This window comes from Rubneribacter badeniensis (genome assembly GCF_002899695.1).
In the GTDB taxonomy this organism is placed as follows: domain Bacteria; phylum Actinomycetota; class Coriobacteriia; order Coriobacteriales; family Eggerthellaceae; genus Rubneribacter; species Rubneribacter badeniensis.
In genome coordinates, this window is sequence record NZ_PPEL01000055.1 from 1 (window position 1) to 22,082 (window position 22,082).

A 22,082-nucleotide genomic window follows, 5' to 3' on the forward strand; every position below is an offset into this window, starting at 1 on the left:
GGCGGGGGAGGAGGCGCGCTTGCGGCGCCCGAGGTCGTGGCGGCGCTCGGCGTCGCGGCCGTGCTCGCGGTCGTGGCGACGCTGCTCGAGCTGCTCTCCTCCGACGGCTTGGACAACCTGACCGTGCCGCTTGGCGTTTCGGCTGTTTACGTGGCGCTGTTTTCACCGGGCTCGCCTCTCGCGCCGGTGGCTGCGGGACTTGCGCTTTCCGGTGCCGTGGCCCTCGCATCGCTCAGATTGCGGCTGCTCACGAAGCCGGGAGCGCTCGGGGCCGCGGTGGTGGGCGCGCTGCTGTTCGGCGTCGGAGGATGGCCTTTGTGGCTTCTGCTCATGTGGTTCTTCGGCAGCTCGAACCTCGCGTCGAGGGCGATGGCGCGCCGCGTTCGGACGGCGCGTGCGCGCGCCGAGGAGGATGGGCCGCACATGCGGCGGGCGCATCGGCAAAGCGGGCCGCGGAGGCTGCGCCAGGTGCTCGCGAACAGTGCGCCGGCCCTTCTCTGCGCGCTGGCGTACGCGGCTTCGGGCGACGGGTGGCTGCTCGTCGTGTCGGCGGGGGCGCTCGCTGCCAGCACCTCCGACACCTGGGCGTCGGAGGTGGGCGTGCACAGCAAGAACCCTCCTGTGGACATCCTCACGCGGGAGCCGTTGCGGCGCGGCCTTTCGGGCGGCGTGAGCCCGCTCGGGCTGGCGGCCACGTGCGCTGGCGCCGTCTCGACGGCGCTTTTGGCGACGCTTCTGTTCCGCGCGTTCGGCTTCGCGGTTCCGACGGGCCCCGACGCGTTCCTCCTCATCGCGGCGTGCGGCGTGGCGGGGTCGCTCGTGGACAGCGTGCTGGGTGCGAGCCTTCAGGCGAAGTACCGCGATCCCGAGGCGGGGCGCATCGTGGAGAGGCCGCCAGCCTCGGGCACCGCGGCGGCGCTCGTGTCCGGGCGAGCGTGGGCCACCAACGACGCGGTGAACTTCATGAGCGGCGTCGCTGCGGTGGCGCTCGGCTTGATTGCGATCCTCTGATCCTTTGCCGTTTGGCGCTTGCGAGAGGCGCGCGGCTAGCGTCGCGCGCCGGAGGCCGGTTCGAGCCCGGCCGGGGCGTTGCGGGCGTCGGGCGCGAGCGGGCGGGTGCGTGGAGCGCCCTGCGCATCGAGTTCGACGAGCAGGGGGCGGGCTTGGGCGGGATCCTCGGCGGGGAAGTCGGCTCGGAAGTGCGCGCCGCGGCTCTCGGTGCGCACGATAGCGGCCTCGGCGAAGGCCTTTGCCAGCATGAGCTGGTTGCGCACGATAGCGGCCTCGGCGATCGCGGTCGCGTCTGATGCGGGGCGCACCTCGGCGCGCGCTCGCTCAGCGAGCTCGTCGATGGTCGCGAGCGCCCGTTCGAGCCCGTCTTCCGTGCGCACGATCATGCACGACTCCGTCATCGTGCGGCGCAGCAAGCGCGCGATCTCGGGTGCGTTGGGCAGCGCATGCCGAGGGACGTCTGCCGACAGCGCATCGCCGCTGCGGCGCACCTCGGCGCGCTCCTTGGACCAGGCCGCCGCAGAGCGTCCCGCGCGGCGGCCGAACACGAGGCCGTTCGCGCTCGAGAGCCCGCCGATGCGGTCGGCCCCGTGCATGCCCCCGGTCGCCTCGCCGCAGGCGAACAGGCCCGGCACGCCGCAGGATCCGTCGGCGTCGATGAGGATGCCCCCGTTGGCTGCATGGGCGTAGGGCGCGATGCGCAGCTCGTCGGTGGGCTGGATGCCCGCCGCCTCCTCGAGCCAGTCGAAGTAGGTGCGCACGAACTCGGGAAGCGCCGCGCTCTCGGCGCCGTCCTCTGCGTCCCCGATGCGGTAGCGCACTGCGAGCCCCTTCGGCCCTGCGGCGTCCATCGCGAGGTCGATCGCGCGAGATGCGAGTCGCGCGGTGAAGGGACCGTGCCCCGATCTCTCCTCGAGGAGCGCTTGAGCGTCGGACCGTCCCGCGAAGGGATCCGTGCCGTCGGGGTTGCGCAGGGCCACGTGGCGAAACGTCTTCTCGTTGAACACGATGCCGCGCTTGGGGCTCACAAGCCCCGGCATCATCTGCATGAACTCGAGGTTGACGAGCGCGCATCCATGGGCGAGCGCCACCGCGTGCGCACTTCCCGTCACGTCGTTGGCGGTGAGCCGCCGTTCGAACAGGCCGCCGAACCCGCCCGTGGCAAGCACCGTGGCTTTGCTGTCCACCGGCTCGAAGGCTGCCTTTCCGCGTGCGGCCAGCACTGCACCTGCGACGGCGCCGTCGCGTTCGACGAGGTCGACGAGCGTTCGCCCGGGCAGGATCTCCACGCCGAGCCTTTCAAGCTCGCGCCGCACCGCCTCCTCGTAGCTCTCGCGCACGATGCCGCGCCAGAGCCGGTGCTTCCGATCGAAGCAGGGGACGAACTCCCGCTCGTCGGGGCGGTCGGGGCGCATGAGGCGCACGCCCGCCGCCTCGAGCTCGTCGATGGCGGAGGGGATGTCTCGCACGAACACCGAGACGAGCTTCGGCAGCGCCGCTCCGCATCCCACTTCGAGGATCGCGCGGACGAGGTCGTCCTCGTCGTCGGACGATTCGGGCCCCACGAGCCCCAGGCCCCATGTGCCCGGATAGAAGCTCGAGCCCGAGAACAGCGCGCCCGCGCATGCGATGGCCGTCCGCGCTCCCGAGCGCGCCGCGTGCAGGGCGGCCGTGGTGCCGGCGATGCCGCCTCCGACCACGAGCACGTCGAATGTCCTCGTCGTTTCGAACTCCATGCGCTTCTCCTCCCTTGATCGGTCGTATCGGAACCTATCCTATCCGGGCCTCCTCGTCAAGCGCCGTGCAGGGGGGTCGGCCGTGCGCACGTTTCGTGGTTGCCTCGCTCCGTCGGTCGTCGCGCTGCGCCGCGCAAAGGGGGTGTGCGGACGTTTCATGGTCGTGCGGTAACGCTTGGATGAACTCCGCCGTGGCTCCATATCGCTTCGGTATGGTCGGGTGAGAGCGGCGAGCCCGGGTGCGACGTGAGCCCGGGTGCGACGTCCAACTGCGCGGGCGCTCGGTCGCTGGCCGCGCGGGCGCGGCGCGAAGTGCGGGAAAGGGAGACGATGGCGAAGGGCGAGCATACAGAGGATCGGCGGGGCGGTTTGTTCGATGATTTATCGTTTTCCCAGGTGGCGGCTGGTGCCCTCGCGGCGGTGACATCGATGCTGCTGGCGTCGCAGATCGGTATCTACGGATCGGCCATCGGCGTGGGCGTTGGCTCGGTGGTGTCGGCGGTGGCCTCGCAGCTGTACAAGAGGTTCCTCCAGCGGTCGGCCGACAAACTGCGCGAGCTCACGCCTGTGGAGATCGCCGGGTCGAAGGGGGCGGGAGGCGCCGCCTCTGGCGCATCGGCGCCCGCATGCTCCGATGCCGCCGATGCGGCCGGTGCGGCGCGTGTGGACGACGCCCTTAGAACCGGCGAGTCCGCAGTGCGGCGCGCTCGTGCCGAGCGTGCGCACAAGCGCAGGGTCAAACGCGGCGTGATGATCGTGTCCGTCGCGTCCGCGCTCGTCGCCGTCGCCGTGAGCGCCGTCGTCGTCGACCTCGCGTCGTCGGGCCAGGGCGTTGGTGCGAAGACCGAGCCCCTTCTGCCCGCGCGCAGCCAGCCGGCGGCTGTCGACGGGGACAGCGCGAGCGGCCAGGCGGGCCAGGACGCGCCCTCGCCATCCGACGCGCAGCCCGGTCCTGCGGAGGGCGACGATGCGGGCGCGCAGAATTCGGGCAAGGACGCCCCGAAAGACCAGTCGGGCGCGACGGCCGACCCCGGCACGGACGCGGGCAAGGACGACGGTTCGGCCGAGCCCGTCGGTCCGAACGCGGGCTCCGGTTCGGAAGCGAATCCCGATGCGGGCAGCGGCTCCGCTTCCGGCGGATCCTCGACGCAACCGGACTCCGGCTCGTCGGGCGATTCCTCCGCCGATGGCGGGACAGGCGACGGCCGGGGCTCGTCTTCCGCATCCTCGCAGTGAGCCGCCGTCGGCAAGTTCGGCGTCCTGGCCGGGTCGAGCGCGCTTTCGCTGCGAACAGCCCGTGCTGGTTGCAGAACGCGTACAGCATGCCCGGCCCCATGACGGGGAAGCGCGCCTCGGGCGCCTGCTCGGGATAGAGCTTGCGCAGGTGGATGCGGTCGTCGGTGACGTAGGCCATGAAGCTCACGTAATGCCGCTTGTCCATGGGGTGGTCCAGGGACACATGGAAGTCGCCGTCGATTCGCTCCACGACCAGCCGGTGCGCGTCGCCTTCCTCCTCGGGCTCCAGGGCGGGTAGCAGGATGCCGCAGCAGCTGAACGCGTCCTCGCCGGCGGCGTTCACTACGTTGCCGCACACGGGGCACGCGTAGAACTTCCCGCGCAGCATGTTGGCCGAGCGGTTGGCTTTGACGGCGCATTCGCCCGACACAGCTCGGCCACCGAGACGCCCAGCGAGTGCGTGAGCGGCTCCACGAGCGTGATGTCGGGCAGGCCCTTGCCCGTCTCCCACTTCGAGACGGCCTTGTCGGTGACGCCGATCTCCCCGGCCAGCTCGCGCTGGGTGCAGCCCTTCTTCTCCCGCAGCGCCCGGATGGCGCCGCCGGTCACGTAGCTTGTCATGCGATGCTCCTTGCAGTCGTTGTCCGTGCGGTCGATTATGCCCGCCCCCCGCCGCCCCCGCAACCTACGCAGCGTGGAGCGAGGAGGCCACCCAATCCTGTGTGGAAGCGGGGGTGGCCCGCCCTCTATGATGCCCTCATTGCGCCGATCGGGCGCGCTGGCACAGAAGGGGGAGACATGGACGACCGAGTCAAGCATGCGGAAGAGTTCGTCAAGGACGGCAAGCTCACGCGCCGCACGTTCATCAAAGGGGTGGGGTGGATCACCGTGGCCTCCGCGCTGGGAGCCGCCGCAGGGTGCGCGCCTCAGCAACACGAGGAGGAGCAGCAGGCCGAGCCCGCCTCCTCGAGTGGCATCGACGCTGCCGCGCAGGCGAAGGCCGATGCCACCACGTACTCGTATGCCTGCTGCAGCTACAACTGCACGTCGCGGTGCCTGCTGAAGGGTCACGTGCGCGACGGTCGCTTGGTGGCGGTTGAGCCGGGCGAGATGCCGGGCCGGCCGGACTACGCCAACGCCTGCCTGCGCGCCATGTCCTACATCGAGCGCGTGCAGAACGAGGACCTGCGCGTCATGTACCCCATGAAGCGCACTGGCGAGCGCGGCTCGGGCGAGTTCGAGCGCATCTCCTGGGAGCAGGCGATGGACGAGATCGCGGCGCGCATGGAGGAATCCAAGGAGAAGTACGGCCCCGAGTCCTGCTCCTTCTACACGTTCACCGGCAACCAGAGCAAGCTGTCCATGCAGTCGCCCACGCGCTTCGCGGGATGCTACGGGGCGACCACCTGGGACATCGAGGGTATCATGGGCGACCACGGCGCCTCGATGGGCATGAAAATGTGCTACGGCGTGATCCGCGCCTCGCACGACACGCGCGACTACGAGCAGAACTCCAACATGATCGTGCTATGGGGCCGCAATCTCGCCGACACTCACACCTCCGAGCTGCGCTACATCGTGCGCGCGCGGGAGCGCGGGGCCAAGGTGGTCTACATCGACCCGCGGTTCAGCTCCACGGCGACCATCGCCGACCAGTGGATTCCGGTGAAGCCTGGCTCGGACAGCGCGCTTGCGCTCGGCATGATCAACTGGATCATCCAGAACGACCGTCACGACAAGGACTACCTGAGCAAACACAGCTGCGGCTCGCTACTCGTGCGCGACGACGACGGAACGTATCTGCGCGGCCCGGACGACGCCTACATGGTGTGGGATCCAGCGCAGAACACGGCCGTGCCCGCGACGACCGAGGACGTTGACGCGCCCATCGAAGGGGCTTTCGAGGCGGGCGGCGTGGCGGTGAAGCCGGCGTTCGTGCACCTGAAGGAGCGCGCGGCCGAGTACACCCTCGAACGCGTATCCGAGCTCACCGGCCTCGATCCCCAGATCGTCGAAACGTTCGCCCGTGAGTACAGCGAGGCGAAGCCGGCCGGCATCCGAATGGGGCAGGGCATGCAGCGCACGTTCAACACCTACCAGTCGTTCCGCACGGTGGCCACGCTCGCGGCGGTGGCCGGTTACGTGGGCGTGCGCGGCGGCGGCGCGTCGCACATGGGCGGCACGAAGGCCAACAAGCCCGTTCCCGGTGAGACGGCACCCGAGTTCAACTTCGAGGAATGGGCCGACACGGGCGAGAACAAGGCCAACATGGTGAAGAGCTCGCTCATCTACCAGTGCGCGGTCGACCACGACCCGGTGCGCACCGACTTCATCTGGTTCAGCTGCTCCAACTTCCTGAACCAGAGCCCGGACGCGCACCGCATCATCGACGAGGTGTTCCCCCAGATGTCCACCATCGTGGTGGCCGACCCGTGGTGGACGTGGACGGCCAAGTACGCCGACTACGTGCTGCCCGCCACGAGCCTGTGGGAATACTGGGACATCTACGACCGCTCGCCGTGGGTGTTCCTGGTGAAGCCCGCCATCGAGCCTCTGGGCGAGAGCAAGTCCGACTGCGAGATGATGACCATGCTGGCCGAGCGCGTGGGTCTGGGCCACTTGTGGAGCAAGACGCCCGAGGAATGGGTGCGCAGCTGGCCGAACCCCGAGAGTTCCTCGTTCAAGGGCTTCGACTTCGACGAGGCGCTCAAGGAGGGCATGTGGGGCATGCCCACAGGCATCTACGACGAGGCGCTCATCGCCTTCGGGGACCACGCCTACAAAACGGCGTCGGGCCGCTTCGAGTTCTACACCGAGGAGATGGTGGATTTCGACGAGCAGGTGCCCAAGCACACGCCGCCCATCGAGGCGTCCGACCCGGACCTGGTGGCGCGCTACCCGCTCATGCACATCACCTACCACGACCGCATGAACGTGCACTCGCAGCACTGCGACTGCCCGGCGCTGCATGCCGTGCAGACCGAGCCGTTGCTGCACCTTCACCCGACGGACGCGCAGGCGCGCGGCATCGCGCACGGCGACGTGGTGCGCATCTTTAATGATCGCGGCGAGGCGAAGATCCGCGCGTTCGTCACCGAGGGCATCGTGCCTGGCGTGACGGCGACGCAGGCGGGCTGGACGCCCGAGCGGTTCATCGAAGGGAGCGCCCAGTACCTGAGCCACCTCAAGCTGAGCCCGGCCGAAGAGCGGTACTCCCAGACGAGTTCCGCCTTCAACGACATCATGGTCGAAGTAGAGAAAGCGTAAGGGGGAGCGATCATGTCAGAGAAACAGTACGGCATGCTGGTGCGCACGGGCCGGTGCGTGGGCTGCCAGACCTGCGTGGTGGGGTGCCACGTGCTGAACGAATGCCCCGAAGGCGTGTACCTGGGGCATCTGGAGACGGTCGGCCATGAGGACAACTACCTGGTGGACGGGACGTTTCCGAACGTGCGCGTGACGTTTCGGCCTCATCTGTGCAACCACTGCGCCAAGCCCGCGTGCGTCGAGAACTGCCCGACGGGCGCCATGCGCAAGCGCGAGGAGGACGGCGTGGTGGAGACCGACCCCGAGGTGTGCATCGGGTGCGGCACCTGCGTGAAGGCGTGTCCCTACGGCGCGCCGGCGCTGGACGAGGAGCGCAAGGTGGCGGTCAAGTGCAACCTGTGCCGCCCGCGCGTCGAGCGGGGCGAGGAGCCCTTGTGCGTGTGCAGCTGTCCGGGCGAGGCGCGTCTGTTCGGCGACGTAAACGATCCTTCGAGCGATATCGCGAAGGCCATCGCCGAGACGAAGGCCGAGCCCCTTCTGCCCGAGGAAGGGACAGAGCCTTCGGTGTATTATTGCTAGCAGGCTGAAATTGTCCCAAAAGGGGCCTGGCCCCTTTTGGGATATTCGCCGCGTTCCGAGGGGAGGGGGTTGGCGACATGGATGCCATGCTGCCGCAGTTCATCGACAAGGGGCGTTTTCCGGTCGTGTTCACGACCGAGCAGCTGCTCGCGCAGGAGGAGGTGCGCTTCACGCGTCGGACGTACGAGGAGGGGGCGTGCATCTTCCTGGCCGAGGAGCGGCACCGCTGCACCTACCACGTGGTGAGCGGGCTGGTCAGGCTCTATCTCACGTCGCGCGACGGCATCGTGAAGACGCTGTTCTACCATGCGGAGGGAACGCAATTCGGGTTCCAGGGGTTCAAGCGTGACCGCCTGACGCGGTCGACGGCCGAGGCGGCCACCGACTGCGAGGTGCTCGCCATCGACTTCGAGGACCTGCTCGTGTTATGCAACCGCAACACCGACTACTACCTCGCCTACATAGAGTACCTGTTCGCCATTATGAACTCCCAGACCGAGGAGATAGCGAGCCTCGCGTTCCAGACGGGCGTGCGGCGGCTGGCGGAGCTTTTGTACGCGCTCGCGAGGAGCGGCGGGCCGGTGATTCCCTACTCGATCGACGAGCTCGCGGAGATCATCGGCGCGCATCGCAACACGGTGAGCAACTCGCTCGCGCACTTGCGCAAGCGCGGGTTGGTGGCGGGCGGGCCCCGGCCCATCGCGGTGGCGGACGTGGAGGGGCTGCGTCGCTACCTTGACGAGGCGTGATCGTGGCCGGGATCTGGCAGGCGTCCGTGCTGTTCGCGGCGGGCTTTCTGCTGTACGGCTGCAACAACGCGTTCATGGTACTCTCGCCGGTGCTCGTGCTCGATTTGGGCGGCAGCGTGGTCGAGGCCGGCGTGCAGGGGACGGCGTTCGTCGCGGCGGCCGTTGGGCTGCGGTTTCTGTTCGGGCCGCTTTCCGACCGGCGCGGCTTGAAGCCCGTCATGCTGTCGGGGGCTCTCGCCTACGTCGTGACGGGGCCGCTGCTCGCGCTGTGCGCGGAGTTCTGGCAGGTGCTGCTCGTGCGCTGTGCGCAGGCGGCGGGGCTGGCGGCGTACTTCCCGGCGGCGACGGCAGCCGTAGTGGCCGCTGCTCCGGCGGGCCGTGCGGGATCGATGCTGGGGCTGTACCGGCTCGTCTCGTCCGCCTCGCTGATGGTGGCCCCGGCGGCGGCGTTCTTCGTCGTGGATGCCAGCGGTTTCGGGACGTGTCTGACGCTGCTCGGGGGATGCGCGGCGGTCGCTTTCGGGCTCGTGCTGGCCGTGCGCATCCCGGGCGGTGCGGGCGCGTCTGCGGCTGGCGGCGGCGCGCGCAGGCTTTTCGTTGGCGATGCGCCCGCGATGGCGCCGGTGCTCGGGGCGACGCTGCTCGCGGCGCTTGGTTACGGCTTGCTGGGCACGTACGCGGCGCCGTTCATCGAGGCGTCGCTGCCCGGTGCGCCGACGGGCATGCTGTTCACGTTCGTGGGAGCGGGCGGGGTCGTTTCAAACCCGCTTGTCGGCTGGGCGAGTGATCGCATGCGCCAAGGGCGGCTGTTCGCGGCGCTGCTCGTATGCCTGGGGGCGGGCCTCGTCCTGCTCGCCGCCGCGCCGCGCGGCTTCGAGCTGACGCTCTGTGCGGGCTTCTTGGTCGGGTTCGGCTATTTCGGATCGATGACGTGCGTCTTGTCCATCGTTGCGGCGCGCGTGGCCGAGGAGCGCCGCGTCTCGGCGCTCGCCTTGCAGCAGAACGGCATCGACGTGGGCATCGCGTGCGCGGGCGCCGCCTTCGGATTGGCTGTGGAGGCCGCGGGTTCTGCGGCGGTGTTCGCCGCGTGGGGAGCCGCGACCGTGGCGTGCGCGATGGTGGCGGTTGCGTGGCGGGCGGTGCGCTCCGGGGGGAAGGGCCGACCCTAGCGCCGCCCGCCAGCTGCTCATCGCACCCGCACCTGTCCTTCGTCGACGATCCAGCGAGTGGTTGTGCAGGCCTCGAGGAAGGCCTCGTCGTGGGATACCACCACGAGCGCTCCAGGGTAGGCGGCGAGCGCCTGCTCGAGCGCTTCGGTCGAGTGGAGATCCAGATGGTTGGTGGGTTCGTCCATCACGATGAGGGCCGGGCCGTCGAGCGCGCCCTCGGCCAGCATGAGCTTGCGCAGCTCGCCAGGGCTCACGTCGCGGCCGGCCAGGATGCGCTCGGCGCTGGAGTTGAGCTGCGTGACGAACGACAGCAGCCGGCCGCGCCGCGCTTCGTCGGCGTCGTGCAGGCGGGCGAGCACGCGGTCGGCCTCGTCCCGGCTCACTTCCTGGGGGATGACGAGCGCGGGCACGTCGACGGGCAGCTGGCGCAGCAGGTGGCGCACGAGAGTGGATTTGCCGCCGCCGTTCGGGCCGGATACGCCCACGTGATCAGTGTGGCCGAGTGCCAGCTTCGGCAGGCGCAACTGCCCTTCTCCGCAAGGGATGCTGTGCTCCTCCATGAACAGGAGCGTCGCGCGCGGATGCGGGCGGGCATCCATCCAGAGCGAGCCGTCGTAGCGCTTCGCGACGCGGATGGAGGCGGCTTTCTCGCTCGCCCGCGCGGCGCGGGCGTCCATGCGCGTGGCGAGCCTCCCGGCCTGTCCGTCCTTGCCGGAGAACACGGCGAGCTGTCGGCGACTCCGTCCGTCGCTATCGTGCTTGTCGAGGCGACGTGCGCTCAGGCGGCTTGCGGTGCGCGCAGCAAGGTGCGCCCGTGCGTCGGCCTCAGTCGCGAGGCGTGCAGCCTCGCGCTTGGCGGCCTCCTTGCGGGCGGAGACTTCGGCTCGTTCGCGCTCCTGCTCATTTCGGGCCTGGTCGTAGCTGCCGGGTCGCATGGTCCAGCTGCCGGCCTCGTTCATGAGGCAGCGATCGGCCAGCTGGTTGAGCAGCGCGCGGTCGTGCGAGATGAGGAGCCCTATGCCGCGGAACCTTTCGAGCGCGTGCGAGAGCGCCTCCCGGCAGCGCGCGTCCACGTGGTTCGTCGGCTCGTCGAGGGCGAGCACGGCGGGATTCTGCCAAAGCGCGCACGCAACTTGGATCTTCTTGCGTTCGCCGAAGCTCAAGGAGTCGAAGCGCCAGGGCATGTCGTCGTCGATCCCCAGGTTCTCGCGCAAACGTTGGGCCTCGCGCGAGAAGTCGCAGGAGAAGTCTTCCAGCATGTCGGGCGATGTGGAGGCATCCTGCGGGCAGTACACGGCGGTCAGGCACGGGAACGCCGAGCCGGCATCGGGTGCGAGCAGGCCGCACGCGATGCGCGCGAGCGTGCTCTTGCCGCAGCCGTTGTCGCCGACGATGCCGCACCAGCCCTTTGCGAACGTGGCGGACACGCCGTCGAGCGCCGGTGCGGGCGAGCCGGGATAGGTGTAGCGGATGTCGTGCAAGGTGAGAACCATGGAGGCCTCCTTCGTGAAGGGGCCTGCGCGGATGTTCGCGGGCAGCGTCGCGTGCGAAGTGCGTGCATGTGCGCGTGCGGGGTGAGGGCGCCTATGAAGCTGCGATGCGGTTCCGCGCAGAGCCCGGCGCCGTGCGGGCGCCAAGGAATACGTCGGCTGAGGGGCATCGCTAGAACTTCATGTATCGCTCTCCTTGCAGAAGCGGCCGCTTGGCATTGGGGCGGTCGCGGGGCATGACGCCGTCAGTGTAGCACGTGCCGAGGCGCGGCGGCAAGCGTCGCGACCTCGGAAGAAGGGGGCTTGCGACCGAAAATGGCGAAAATCCGCCTTCTGCTCGTCGGTTTCCCCGGTCTCTCCTGTATTGCTCTTCGCTTTCGCAGATCAAGTGCATCTTCGAAAAGGGCATGGGCGCGCGTCGTCCAAGGGCGCGCCTGATGAAGGGGTGGGGGTCGCCGAATCTTGCGGCGCGCTCGTTTTTCGCCGTCGAGCCGCTGTTGGCGTGCCGCAGAATGGCGAGCTTCGCGTCGTCTCGAGTGGATCGGAAGCGCGGGGTCGAAGGGTTCCGCGCGATGCCGGCAGAAAGCATCGCGGACATTGCAGCGCGGGGTGTCCTTCCGCTCTTTTCGGGTTGCTGCGTTTTGGATGGCGCAAGCGCGCTATCGATCGGCCTCCGCCTCGAGGCGCGAGAGGCGCGTGCATTGTGCCGCCTTGCGAGCGACGCGAAAAGCGCAGGTGAGGCGTTTAATCATTGGCAAGGAGGCGGAATCAGCGTCCGCCTTGCGAGCGACTCGAAAAGCGCGCGCATGCCGTCTGGCGTGCCGATCCGCGGCAGTTCGGGCTCTGATTCTGCGTCTGGCGCGAGTGCGCAGTGGGCAAAAACGCGCAGATTCTCTATTCCTTTTAGAGCATAACCGGAACGATGAGCTTGTGATCGGGTGGTTTGCACCTTGGTTCTCCGAAAGGCTTCGGCGGGCTTCGAAGAACCTCGAGAAGCTAGAGAAACCGAGAGTTTTTGTCCATGACCATCGCAATCATATAATTGCGCTGTATGCTGGTTGCATGGAATTCGGCATCACCATACCCTTGCAGCGCCACCTGCGCTTGCCGCGGCCCGCGTACGGCGAGGTGGACGACCTCGCCTTCTGCTGGGAGGCTCATCGCGTGCTGTTCGGCGCCGCCGATGTGCTGCTGCTCGTGAACGCGAGCAGCCGGTTCGCGGCGTTCGCCCGCATGCAGCCGGGCGATTGGCGCTGCTGGCAGGATGCGGCGCTCGCCGCGTTGCGCGCCGCTCTCGCGGATGCGGGCTTTGACGTGTCGACGATCGACGCGTACCTGTTCTTCGGCGGCGCGCCCTCGGTAACGCGCACGCACGGACGTCGCCCCGTGGCATTCCTCAACGTGCTCGTGGAGAGGCTGCTGCCCCTTTCGCCCTCGCTTGACATGCGCGAGCCGTTTCCGCTCGAGGCGTGCCGCATCGCGAACGAGCAGCTGCGCTGCAGGGCGGCTGGCTTCGAGGGGCTCGGCCTGCCGAGCGAGCGCTTCGCCGCCGACCTCGAGCGCCTGGGAATCGGATCGTCGGCGTAGGCGCGGCGGACAGCCGCGGCCGCAAATGCGTTGTCGCCCGAAGCGGTCGTTTTTCGCGCCGAAACCGACCGTTTCGGGCGACAACAGGGGGGCGGGCTGTTCCGGCGAAGCGTTTCGGGCGCTGCGCCTCCACGACATGCTACCATGGTCGCCGACAGAAAGGACGGCAATGACTGCAGCGGGCGCGGGCGACACCGCCACCTCGAAACTCGAACCGATCATGGGACGCGACGGCCTCGCGCGGCTCGCGGCTTCCACCGTCATGGTGCTCGGGGTGGGCGGCGTGGGCTCGAACTGCGTGGAGGCGCTTGCGCGCGGCGGGGTGGGGCGCCTCGTCATCGTCGACCACGACGTGGTGCAGGCGAGCAACATCAACCGCCAGGCCATCGCGTTCACGAGCACCATCGGGCGCAAGAAGGTGGACGTGGCGCGCGCCATGGTGGCCGATATCAACCCCGCGGCGCAGGTGGAGGCGATCGACGAGTTCCTGCTGGCCGAGAACGTGCCGGCGTTCCTCGACGCGCACGCCGGCGGGGCGGACTACGTGGTGGACGCCATCGACACGATATCGGCGAAGCTCGCCGTGGCGCAGTACGCTGACGAGCGCGGGCTGCGCCTGATCAGCAGCATGGGCGCGGCGAACAAGCTGCGCCCCGAGTGCTTCCGCATGGCCGACGTGTACGACACGGTGAACTGCCCGCTCTGCCGCATCATGCGCAAGGAGGGGCGCAAGCGCGGCATCCGGCATCTGCGCGTGCTGTACTCGTGCGAGCAGCCGGTGGACGTGCCCGTGCGCGAGGGCGCCGCGCGCCGCGAGCGGTCGAACCTCGGCACGGCGTCGTACGTGCCGCCCATCATGGGCCAGATGATAGCCGGCGAGGTGATCTGCGCGCTGGCGGGGATCGAGCGCGCATGAGCGAGGTGCCCTCCAGTCGTTCCGGGCGAGAGCGCCAACCCGGCCCTCGTCGTTCTGGGCGGAGCGCGCAATGGGAAGTCGAAGGTTCCCGCGCGGCGTCGACGGGCGGCGTCTCTGTCGGTATCGAACGGAGCCCCTCGACCCCTCGACCGCGCCATCCCGATCGCGATGGCGGAAGATGCGCGTCCGAAGCTTCTGCCCGGGATGGCGGCCTGATCGGTCTGCGGATGTTCGATATGCACTGCCATCTGGACTTCGACGCCGATCCCCGTGCGCTCGCGGACGGGTTGGCGGCGTGCGGGACGGGCGCGTTCTCGACGACGGTGACGCCTGCGGGCTTCGACCGGGCCGCGCGCCTGCTCGCGCCGTGCCCCAACGTGTGCGCGGGGGCGGGGCTGCATCCCTGGTGGGTGGAAGAAGGGCCGGCGGGCGAGGCGGCCGTCGAGCGCGCCGTTGCGAACGCGGCCGCGTCGCGCTACGTGGGCGAGGTGGGGCTCGACTTCGGCCCCAAGCACGTGGCTACGCACGGGGCCCAGGTGGCGGCGTTCGATCGTATCGTCGCAGCCTGCGCGGCGGAGGGCGGCAAGGTGCTCTCGATCCACGCCGTGCGCTCGGCGGGAACCGTGCTCGACGTCCTCGAGCGCTACGGCGTCCTCGACGGCAGCGCCTGCATCCTCCACTGGTTCTCCGGCACGTCCGACGAGCTGCAACGCGCCGCGAAGCTCGGCTGCTTCTTCTCCGTGGGCCCGCACATGCTGGCCTCGAAGCGCGGTCGCGCCTACGCGCAGGCCATCCCGCGAGACCGCCTGCTGCTGGAAACCGACGAGCCGCCCGAGGCCGGCCCGGCCGTGCCGGCGGGGGAGTTCGCTCGCCTGCTGGAAGGCGCCCTCGACGAGATCGCCCGCCTGCGCCGCGAGGATGTCGAGGTGCTCGCCGACTGCGTTGTGCGCACCAGCCGGGAACTGCTGGCGTTCACTTAATGCAGGTCGCATCGGCTTGCGGCCCTTTCGAGCGCGCACAGGCGTCGAGCTTTGCAGCCGCCGCGCATTCGCGAAGGGCCTCGATTCGTGCGCGCGGCATCTGTCCCTCGCGCTTGCCGATGCGCTCGCGCAAGTGAAAATGTTTTCGCACCATCGTGCCTGATCAGGTTGCTCGTCTGGTCCATTGGCGATTGGCCGGGCGCGCGGATGCGTGCCCGGCCGGCGGAAGGAGGCAGGAGGTTACGCCTTCGCGATCAGCTCGCGGGCGGCGATGCGGCCGAACACCATGCACTCGGTGATGTTGCCGCTGCCCTGGTACTTCGCAGCCCAGATGGAGCCGAACTCGCCCGACGAATACAGGTTGGGGATGGGCTCGCCGTCCACATCGAGGATCTGCGCCTTTTCGTTACGGCGCGGGCCGCCGTCGGTGTTGAGGATTTCGGGGATGCAGGGGATGGCGAAAAACGGCGGCGTGCTCACCGGTGCCATCTGGTCGGAGGGGCGGTGGAACTGCTCGTCCACGCCCTTCTCGCACGAGGCGTTCCATACGTTCACGGTGTTCACCAGCTCGTCCACCGGCACCTCCATGAGCGCGGCCAGCTCCTCGATGGTGTCGGCCGTCAGCGCGTAGCCGTCGGCAACGGCGTCGATCGTCGGGTCGATCTCGGTCTTCTCGGTCTGGTTTTGCAGCGTGTTGTTGATCACGTCCTTGCCCATGTAGGCGCCGAAGCGCTTGCCCTCGGAGTCGTACACGAACCACTGCTTGTCGGGCAAAGGCAGCATCCTCCACTCGCCGCCGAAGTTCTGGTGGCCGTGGCGGCAGCCGTAATGCAGCGACAGCGGGCCCTCCTCGCCCTTCGTGAACATGGTGGTGCCTTCCCACTCCTGATAGAAGCGGCGCCCGTTCACGCCTACCACGATGCCGAGCGCCTTCTTGAGGCTGCGGTAGGGCATGGTCTTTTCGCCATCGAGGCTGATGCCGTTCGACCAGGCGCCCGCGAAGCTGTTCATGTGCCACATGCCGGCGCCGAGCTTCGCGCAGATGCGATGGCCATCGCCGGTGTTGAGCGAGGCGCCCGCTGCGTGCATGCGTTCGAACGACAGATAGTCTTGCAGCATCTCGGGGTCGTTCTCGAAACCGCCGCAGGTCATGACCACGCCCTTGCGCGCACGCGCGTACACGCTCTTGCCCTTGTCCTCGTACACGCCGCCGAGCACGGCCTTCGTCTCGGGATCCTGCACGAGCGCGGTCAGGGGTGCGTTCGTCTTGCGCGTCACCTGCTCGGGGTACTCGTCGAGCACCGTGCTCAGAAACTTGCTGATATGCTGGCGGTTCTCGTCGGCGTTGTCGCTTTTGAACTGGCATTTGGAAAACGAATCGGAGTTCTCCAGCTCGAACCACTCGGCCTTGCCGTCGCCTTGCGGCGTGATCTTCACGTCGTCTTCGGTCATGCCCAGCCCGGTGAGCCAATCCCAGTTCTCGGCTGCGCCCCGTGCGTACGTCTCGTAGACGGAGGCGGGCGTGGCCGTCATGCCGCCGAGCATCGCCTTCATGTACACGGCGAAGGCGTCCGGGTCCTCGGTGATGTGGAACGACCCGCTGCACACCGGCGAGTTGCCGCTGCCGATGGGCGTCGCCCCTTTTTCCAGCAGAAGCGTGGTGTTGTCGCCGCCCTCGGTGGCCATCGCGACGGCTGTGGCGAGGCCTGCCGCGCCCGCGCCCACCACGACGACGTCGTACTCCTCGTCCCAGGAGATGTCGGCGACGGAGGTCGCGGCGTCGTTCGCGGCGTTCTGCGCCGGCTTCGGCCCGCATCCGGCCAATCCGAGCGCAGCGGCGCCCAACGCGGCCATGCCGCTCGTCTTGATGAAGTTGCGGCGTGAAACCATGTCCTTCTGTTCCATGTCTCCTCCTCGGTTCGTGCTTCTTCGCGAGCGCTCCTGCGCTCGCCGTCGTGCTGTTCCGCCCGTACAGCCTATGTCGGCGAGGGCGTGCGGGATGAGACCCGGAAGGGAGCAAACGCCTGATGGGCGTGTCGCCCGATTCGGGTGAACTTGCTTTCGCGCGCGCTGGGGAAAAGACGCGCGTGTTGTTTGGTGCGATAATGCGGGGCGTGAAAGGGGGAGGCATGGAAAGCAAACGGGACGGCGGGGGGTCGCGGGCGGGCACCGTGGCGATGGCCGTGGGGTTTTTCGTGTGGTACACGTGCTCGAACTGGGTGAGCGCTCTCACCTACGGCGCCTCGTTCTCGTTTTGGTGGCTTAACAAGTCGGGCGCCGTCGTGATCGTCACCGTGCTCGCGTGCGTTGTCTTGTGGCGCGTACCCGTTCCCAGGCGCGTTGGGAGGGCGCTCGATTGGGCGTTCGCCGCCGTATACGCCGGTTCGTTCATCGTGCTGTCGGGCGGAGCGGGCCTGTTGGAGCCGCTCGGGGACGTGGTCGGCCTCCTGCTGTTCGCGGCGGCGCAGACGTGGATGGTCGCGCGGTGGGGGTTGTGCTACGCGCGCTCGTCCACCGACGACGTGACGCGTGCGCTGCTGTTGGCCATCGCGTTGGTGGCTGCAGTGAAGTGCGTGACCACGTTCCTTCCGGAGGCGGCTACGATGGCGCTTATGCTAGCCCTGCCGTTCCTGTCAATGGGGATGCTCGCGCTGCGCCAGCGCAACGCGGGAGGAGAGCGTCCTGCCGAGCGGTGGTTCGCGCGTTCATCGCTGCCCTCGTTCGGTCGTATCGTGGCGGCGGTGGCGGTGTTCTTCTTCATCTGGTCCATCCTGAACATGACGCTGAAGTACGGCACCGGCCACTACAGCTTCGGCACGGCCGCCACGCCCCTTTACACGCTGTTGTCCCAGATCATCCTCTTCGCGTTCTGCGCGTTCGTGTACGTATGGGTGTTTGCGCGCCGCCGCCATCTCGACATAACAGTGGTGTGGCGCTTCACGTACGTGCTTATGGCGCTCGCGCTGTTCATGCTCACTGCGTTCGGCATGGCGCAGTTCATCCAGGCGTTCACGGGTGCTGCCGTGGTGGTGGCGAAGATGTTTCTGTGGCTGGGCTTGGCGAACGTGGCGCACCACGGCCCATTCAAGCCATTCATGGTATTCCTGCCCGGCATGCTGCTGTACTCGCTGCCCGATTGGCTCGGGCGCAGCGCCGCGTCGTTTCTGGGACTGGAGTCGCTCAACCCCGCCATCGCATCGTTTTTGCTGGTGGTGGCTGTGGTGATGGTGGCGTTCTTCCTGCCGTCGCGCTCGCCCGATGTGCAGCGCTTGCTGTCCGACCTGAACGACGAGGGACGACGGGCCATCGGTGACGGCGACGGCATCGACGAGCGCTGCCGCGCGGTGGGGGAGCGCCGCGGGCTGTCGCCGCGTGAGATCGAGATCATGCAGTACCTGTGCAAGGGCCGCTCGCGCCCCTACATCGCTGAGACCTTGTACCTGTCGGAGAACACGGTGCGCACCCACTCGCGCCGCATCTACGGCAAGCTCGACGTGCACAACAAGCAGGAGCTGCTCGATCTCGTGCGCGGAGAGCGACGCGCGTAGGGGCGCAAGCGGCGTGGTCCGGCCCGCCCTTGCCGCGCTTAGCGGAAATCGGCCTCGTCGGCGTTCTGCCAGCCGAGAAGCGCGTCGTTCACGAGCGTGAAGTCGAAGGGCAAGGGAGCGCGCAAATCTCCCGAGTCGATTCTCTCCGCGATCCCCTCCAGCTCGTCGAGCAAATCGAAGAACGACACCGCGTCGAGGCTGGGCAGCCCCGCCTCCACTTCCTCGGGAGTGATCGTGAGGATGCTCAGCACGATGTCGAGGTAGCCGTCGAGCGAATCGTTGCTGGCCGCAAGCTCGTCTGCGCGGTCGCGGTCGAAAAACGAGCGTTCGATGCAGTACCAACCGATCACGGGAACGCCCGCGCCGTCCTCGGCAGAGCACGCGTCCGAGCCGTCCTCGCTTTCGTTCTCGTCCATGAGGTCGCTCGGCACGATGCCGTTGCGCTCGAGGTCGGCGACGGAGTAGCACGACAGAAGCACCTCGGGGTCGACCAGCTCTGCGTCGTTCTCGTCGAGGTCGCTCAGCACGTACACCACCTGCGCCTCGATCCCCTGCGGCACGACGTCGAGCGAGATCCCGTACTGATAGCCCGGGGTCGCCGTTCGCGCTCCCCAGTACAGCTCGCCGTGATGTTCGAGAAGCGTTTTGACGGTTGCGGCCATGCGGCCTCCTTTGCGTCGTCGGAACCCGGTCGGTTGAGAAGAGTATAGAGCATGCGGCCGCGCGGTGATACCATGATCGACGAGCGAACGGGCAAGCGTGCCTTCTGACACGTTCGGGCCCCGACGGGGAGCGAGGCTTGCCCCCCGCGACCCGCGTCGGGGCGCTCGTCGAAAGCGTTGCGAGAGAGAGGAGGATGCCGTGCCGATCGTGCGCCTGAGCGATGCGGGCGATGCGCGCCTCGCGGTGTACGCGGGAGCGACGGACGCGCAGCTGCGCGACGATCCGGAATACGCCAACGGCCTGTTCATCGGAGAGTCGCGCAAGGTGATCGAGCGCGCGCTCGCCGCGGGCGTGCGCCCGGTGTCGCTGTTTTTGGAGGAGCGCTGGCTCGACCAGACGATGCCGCTCATCGAACGCTTGCTCGCGTCCGACCCGGCCTTCCCGGTGCTTCTGGCCACGCGCGACCTGTTTCGCGCCGTGACCGGCTACGAGGTGACGCGCGGGGCGCTTGCGGCGTTTCAGCGACCCGCGCTGCCGAGCGTGCCCGACCTGCTGGAAGGCGCCCGACGCGTGGCCGTGCTCGAGGACGTGGCGAACTACACGAACATCGGGGCCGCGTTCCGTTCCGCGGCCGCGCTCGGCATCGACGCGGTGCTCGTGACGCCGTCGTGCCACGATCCGCTGTACCGCCGCGCCGCGCGCGTGTCGATGGGGACGGTGTTCCAGGTGCCGTGGACGCGCATCGGATGCGTGCGCGATTGGGCGGTCGAAGGCGTGCCGCTTCTGCGCTCGCTCGGCTTCTCCACCGCCGCCCTCGCGCTTGCCGACGACGCCTTGCCGCTGCACGATGCGCGCTTGCGCGCGTGCGAGCGCCTCGCGCTCGTGCTGGGCACCGAGGGCGACGGCCTCGCTCCTTCGACGGTGGCCGCTTGCGACTACGTGGTGCGCATCCCCATGGACCACGGGGTGGACTCGCTCAACGTGGCCGCCGCCAGCGCCGTGGCCTTCTGGGAGCTGCGCACGAAGTGGCGCGACTAGCGCCGCTTGGTCACTCCAAATCCAGCTCGGCGAAGACGGCGCGCAGGGCGTCGGCGGAGGCGTGCAGGCGGGCTTGCTCGTCTTCGGACAGGGGCGTGGGCACCTGGTACTCGACGCCGTCCTTGCCCACGACGGCGGGCATGGACAGCACCACGTCGTAAAGCCCGTGGACGCCGCGCTGGTAGTTCGACACGGGCAGGATGGGCTTCTCGTCTCGCACGATGGCCTCGCAGATGCGCTTCACCGACATGGCGATGCCGTAGTAGGTGGCCTTTTTCTTGGCGATGATCTCGTAGGCGCTGTTCTTCACGTCCTCGGCGATGCGGCGCGTGGACTCGTCGTGCTCGAAGTGGCCGCGCAGCTCGCAGAAGGTGTTCACGGGGATGCCCGAGACGTTTGCCGTGCTCCACGCCGCGATCTCGCTGTCGCCGTGCTCGCCGATGATGCGCGCGTGCACGTTGCGCGGATCGACGCCCAAATGCTCGCCCAGGATGTACTTGAAGCGCGCGGTGTCGAGCACCGTGCCGGAGCCGAACACGCGGTTCTCGGGCATCCCCGAGAGCTTCAGCGCCACGTGGGTGAGGATGTCCACTGGGTTCGAGATGACGAGCAGGATGCCCTCGTAGTCGCGCTTGGCGATCTCGGGGATGATGGATTTGAAGATGCGCACGTTTTTGTGCACGAGGTCGAGCCGCGTCTCGCCGGGCTGCTGGTTCGCGCCGGCCGTGACGATGATGATGGCCGCGTCGGCTGCGTCGTCGTAGTCGCCCGCGTAGATGTTCATGGGGGCGGCGAACGGCATGCCGTGCGCGATGTCGAGCGCCTCGCCCTCGGCGCGGTCGCGATCGACGTCCACCAGCACCATCTCGCTGAACAGGCCGCTTTGCATGAGCGTGAACGCGGTGGCAGATCCCACGAACCCGCATCCGACGATGGCCACTTTGCGGTCGTTGACGGCAGCGCCCATGCGTGCCTCCTTTCTCTTGCGAACGAGGTCGAACCTACTGCAACGCATCCGGCCCGTCAAGGGAGCGCCGCCGCGGAAGCGGTGGAAAACCAGATCGGGCGACGGAGGTGGGCGGGCGCGGTTCTTGGAGTGTGCCGAAGGGGCAGGCAATGTCGCGCTCCTTCCTCTGTTTCGGCCGCCGCGGCGCGCGCGGGGCGGCGGCGTTGGTGGATGCGCGCAGGATGGCGATTGGGCTCGAACGCGGATGGCTTGGCGACTTTCGGCGCGCGGCAGGGAGGGCGTTTGTCTCTGTTAAGCCAGGATTGATGCGAGCCCATGTTTGCCAATCCTGCTTCGACAGAGACGCGTTGGGCGCAATAGCACAAAATCACGGTTAAGAACGATTTTTCGATCAGATCGAATTTCGCGACCTGGCGTTTCTCCGAAAACGCTCCTCTAGGAAGCAGGAAAATCGTTCTTAACCGTCATTTTGTGCTAAGGGGATCGCCTTCCGCTGTTAAACCGGGATTGACATGGGCCGGGTCGGCTCGTCGTGCAAGGCTTCGCCATCGCTTCGGAGGTTCCAGCCGGCAAGCAGGAAGCCCCTCCTGGAGCACCCGATCAGGGGCTTCGAGGGGCGATTCGGCGAACGCGGGTTCGTGTCGATCTTGGTTTGACAGAGACAGGCATCTTTCGTGGCGGGAAATGACGGAAAACCGCCTTTCGGGAGGGGTCGCGGCGGGACGGCGGCGAAGCGGCTTCTCGTTTCTCCTGGTCAGCGTTCCGACCCTTCTCCGACCGGACGGGGACAGAGCGTGCAAACGCGGTTTTCCGTCATTTCCCGCCACGGACCGCGTTCCTCTCTGTCAAACCAGGGTCGACGCGTACCCATGCTCTGCGGGCCTCGAGCCGGACGCCTCTGACCGGGTGCTGCGGAGGGCTCTGCCCCAACGGGCGGGGGCCTCCCGAGGTGCCGGAGCGCGCCGTGCGCGGCGATCCGGCCCGGCCCCGCCGACGGCGGCTTGGCGCGGACGGCGCGCTTGGGGGTGCGGACGTTTTTCCGGACGGCCTAGGCGGCCAGCCCCAGCCGCCTCCTGCGGCCGGCTATCGTATCGTACACCTTGCGCCCTCCCTCGTCGAACGCCTTCAGCCTCCCCTCCCGGTACC

The 22,082-nt window shown here is 68.2% G+C and carries 17 protein-coding genes; 11 read left to right on the forward strand and 6 right to left on the reverse strand.

Features of this window, described 5'->3' with window-relative positions:
• A partial coding sequence (locus C2L80_RS08980) for a DUF92 domain-containing protein (RefSeq protein ID WP_129589929.1) occupies positions 1-1,011 on the forward strand: 1,011 nt, incomplete at its 5' end.
• A gap of 35 nt (positions 1,012-1,046) precedes the next feature.
• On the opposite strand, the gene C2L80_RS08985 is transcribed toward C2L80_RS08980, so the two are convergent.
• A complete protein-coding gene (locus C2L80_RS08985; protein ID WP_103263056.1) occupies positions 1,047-2,747 on the reverse strand; it encodes an FAD-dependent oxidoreductase in 1,701 nt (566 codons plus the stop codon).
• Between the two features lie 330 nt (positions 2,748-3,077).
• Here C2L80_RS08985 and C2L80_RS14375 point away from each other — a divergent pair, with 330 nt between their 5' ends.
• The gene (locus C2L80_RS14375; RefSeq protein WP_087194215.1) at positions 3,078-3,983 is read left to right on the forward strand and encodes a hypothetical protein; all 906 of its coding nucleotides are present in this window, start codon (positions 3,078-3,080) and stop codon (positions 3,981-3,983) included.
• A gap of 342 nt (positions 3,984-4,325) precedes the next feature.
• On the opposite strand, the gene C2L80_RS14165 is transcribed toward C2L80_RS14375, so the two are convergent.
• Positions 4,326-4,604, reverse strand: coding sequence for a helix-turn-helix domain-containing protein (locus tag C2L80_RS14165; RefSeq protein WP_204600566.1), 279 nt, complete (start codon positions 4,602-4,604; stop codon positions 4,326-4,328).
• A 177-nt stretch (positions 4,605-4,781) separates the two neighbouring features.
• Here C2L80_RS14165 and C2L80_RS08995 point away from each other — a divergent pair, with 177 nt between their 5' ends.
• From C2L80_RS08995 to C2L80_RS09010, 4 genes are all read left to right on the forward strand, one after another.
• The gene (locus C2L80_RS08995) at positions 4,782-7,250 is read left to right on the forward strand and encodes a molybdopterin-dependent oxidoreductase (protein WP_092199733.1); all 2,469 of its coding nucleotides are present in this window, start codon (positions 4,782-4,784) and stop codon (positions 7,248-7,250) included.
• 12 nt (positions 7,251-7,262) lie between these two features.
• Positions 7,263-7,829 carry a 4Fe-4S dicluster domain-containing protein gene (locus tag C2L80_RS09000; RefSeq protein WP_087196971.1) on the forward strand — a complete coding sequence of 189 codons (567 nt, stop codon included), beginning with the start codon at positions 7,263-7,265 and terminating at the stop codon, positions 7,827-7,829.
• 77 nt (positions 7,830-7,906) lie between these two features.
• The gene (locus tag C2L80_RS09005; RefSeq protein ID WP_087196973.1) at positions 7,907-8,578 is read left to right on the forward strand and encodes a Crp/Fnr family transcriptional regulator; all 672 of its coding nucleotides are present in this window, start codon (positions 7,907-7,909) and stop codon (positions 8,576-8,578) included.
• 2 nt (positions 8,579-8,580) lie between these two features.
• Positions 8,581-9,747: an MFS transporter gene (locus C2L80_RS09010; protein ID WP_129589930.1), complete on the forward strand. Its 1,167-nt coding sequence runs from the start codon at positions 8,581-8,583 to the stop codon at positions 9,745-9,747.
• A gap of 17 nt (positions 9,748-9,764) precedes the next feature.
• Here the strand turns inward: C2L80_RS09010 and C2L80_RS09015 are convergent, their stop codons facing one another.
• Complete coding sequence (locus C2L80_RS09015; RefSeq protein ID WP_087196975.1) at positions 9,765-11,240, reverse strand: ATP-binding cassette domain-containing protein; 1,476 nt, start codon at positions 11,238-11,240, stop codon at positions 9,765-9,767.
• Positions 11,241-12,299: 1,059 nt separating this feature from the next.
• Here C2L80_RS09015 and C2L80_RS09025 point away from each other — a divergent pair.
• From C2L80_RS09025 to C2L80_RS09035, 3 genes are all read left to right on the forward strand, one after another.
• Positions 12,300-12,824: a DUF6933 domain-containing protein gene (locus C2L80_RS09025; RefSeq protein ID WP_087196978.1), complete on the forward strand. Its 525-nt coding sequence runs from the start codon at positions 12,300-12,302 to the stop codon at positions 12,822-12,824.
• A gap of 169 nt (positions 12,825-12,993) precedes the next feature.
• On the forward strand, positions 12,994-13,740 hold the full coding sequence (locus C2L80_RS09030; RefSeq protein ID WP_087196980.1) for a tRNA threonylcarbamoyladenosine dehydratase: 747 nt from the start codon (positions 12,994-12,996) through the stop codon (positions 13,738-13,740).
• A gap of 227 nt (positions 13,741-13,967) precedes the next feature.
• Positions 13,968-14,720, forward strand: a complete 753-nt coding sequence (locus C2L80_RS09035) for a TatD family hydrolase (RefSeq protein WP_224758777.1) — start codon at positions 13,968-13,970, stop codon at positions 14,718-14,720.
• Positions 14,721-14,960: 240 nt separating this feature from the next.
• Here C2L80_RS09035 and C2L80_RS09040 read toward each other — a convergent pair whose 3' ends face one another.
• On the reverse strand, positions 14,961-16,625 hold the full coding sequence (locus tag C2L80_RS09040; RefSeq protein ID WP_103263057.1) for an FAD-dependent oxidoreductase: 1,665 nt from the start codon (positions 16,623-16,625) through the stop codon (positions 14,961-14,963).
• A 224-nt stretch (positions 16,626-16,849) separates the two neighbouring features.
• Here C2L80_RS09040 and C2L80_RS09045 point away from each other — a divergent pair, with 224 nt between their 5' ends.
• A complete protein-coding gene (locus C2L80_RS09045; protein WP_157941053.1) occupies positions 16,850-18,268 on the forward strand; it encodes a response regulator transcription factor in 1,419 nt (472 codons plus the stop codon).
• 38 nt (positions 18,269-18,306) lie between these two features.
• Here the strand turns inward: C2L80_RS09045 and C2L80_RS09050 are convergent, their stop codons facing one another.
• A complete protein-coding gene (locus tag C2L80_RS09050) occupies positions 18,307-18,930 on the reverse strand; it encodes a hypothetical protein (protein WP_087196983.1) in 624 nt (207 codons plus the stop codon).
• 199 nt (positions 18,931-19,129) lie between these two features.
• Between C2L80_RS09050 and C2L80_RS09055 the strand changes: the two genes are divergently transcribed.
• Positions 19,130-19,969, forward strand: coding sequence for a TrmH family RNA methyltransferase (locus tag C2L80_RS09055; RefSeq protein WP_087196984.1), 840 nt, complete (start codon positions 19,130-19,132; stop codon positions 19,967-19,969).
• 10 nt (positions 19,970-19,979) lie between these two features.
• On the opposite strand, the gene C2L80_RS09060 is transcribed toward C2L80_RS09055, so the two are convergent.
• Positions 19,980-20,936: an L-lactate dehydrogenase gene (locus C2L80_RS09060; RefSeq protein WP_087196986.1), complete on the reverse strand. Its 957-nt coding sequence runs from the start codon at positions 20,934-20,936 to the stop codon at positions 19,980-19,982.
• Positions 20,937-22,082: the final 1,146 nt, after the last annotated feature.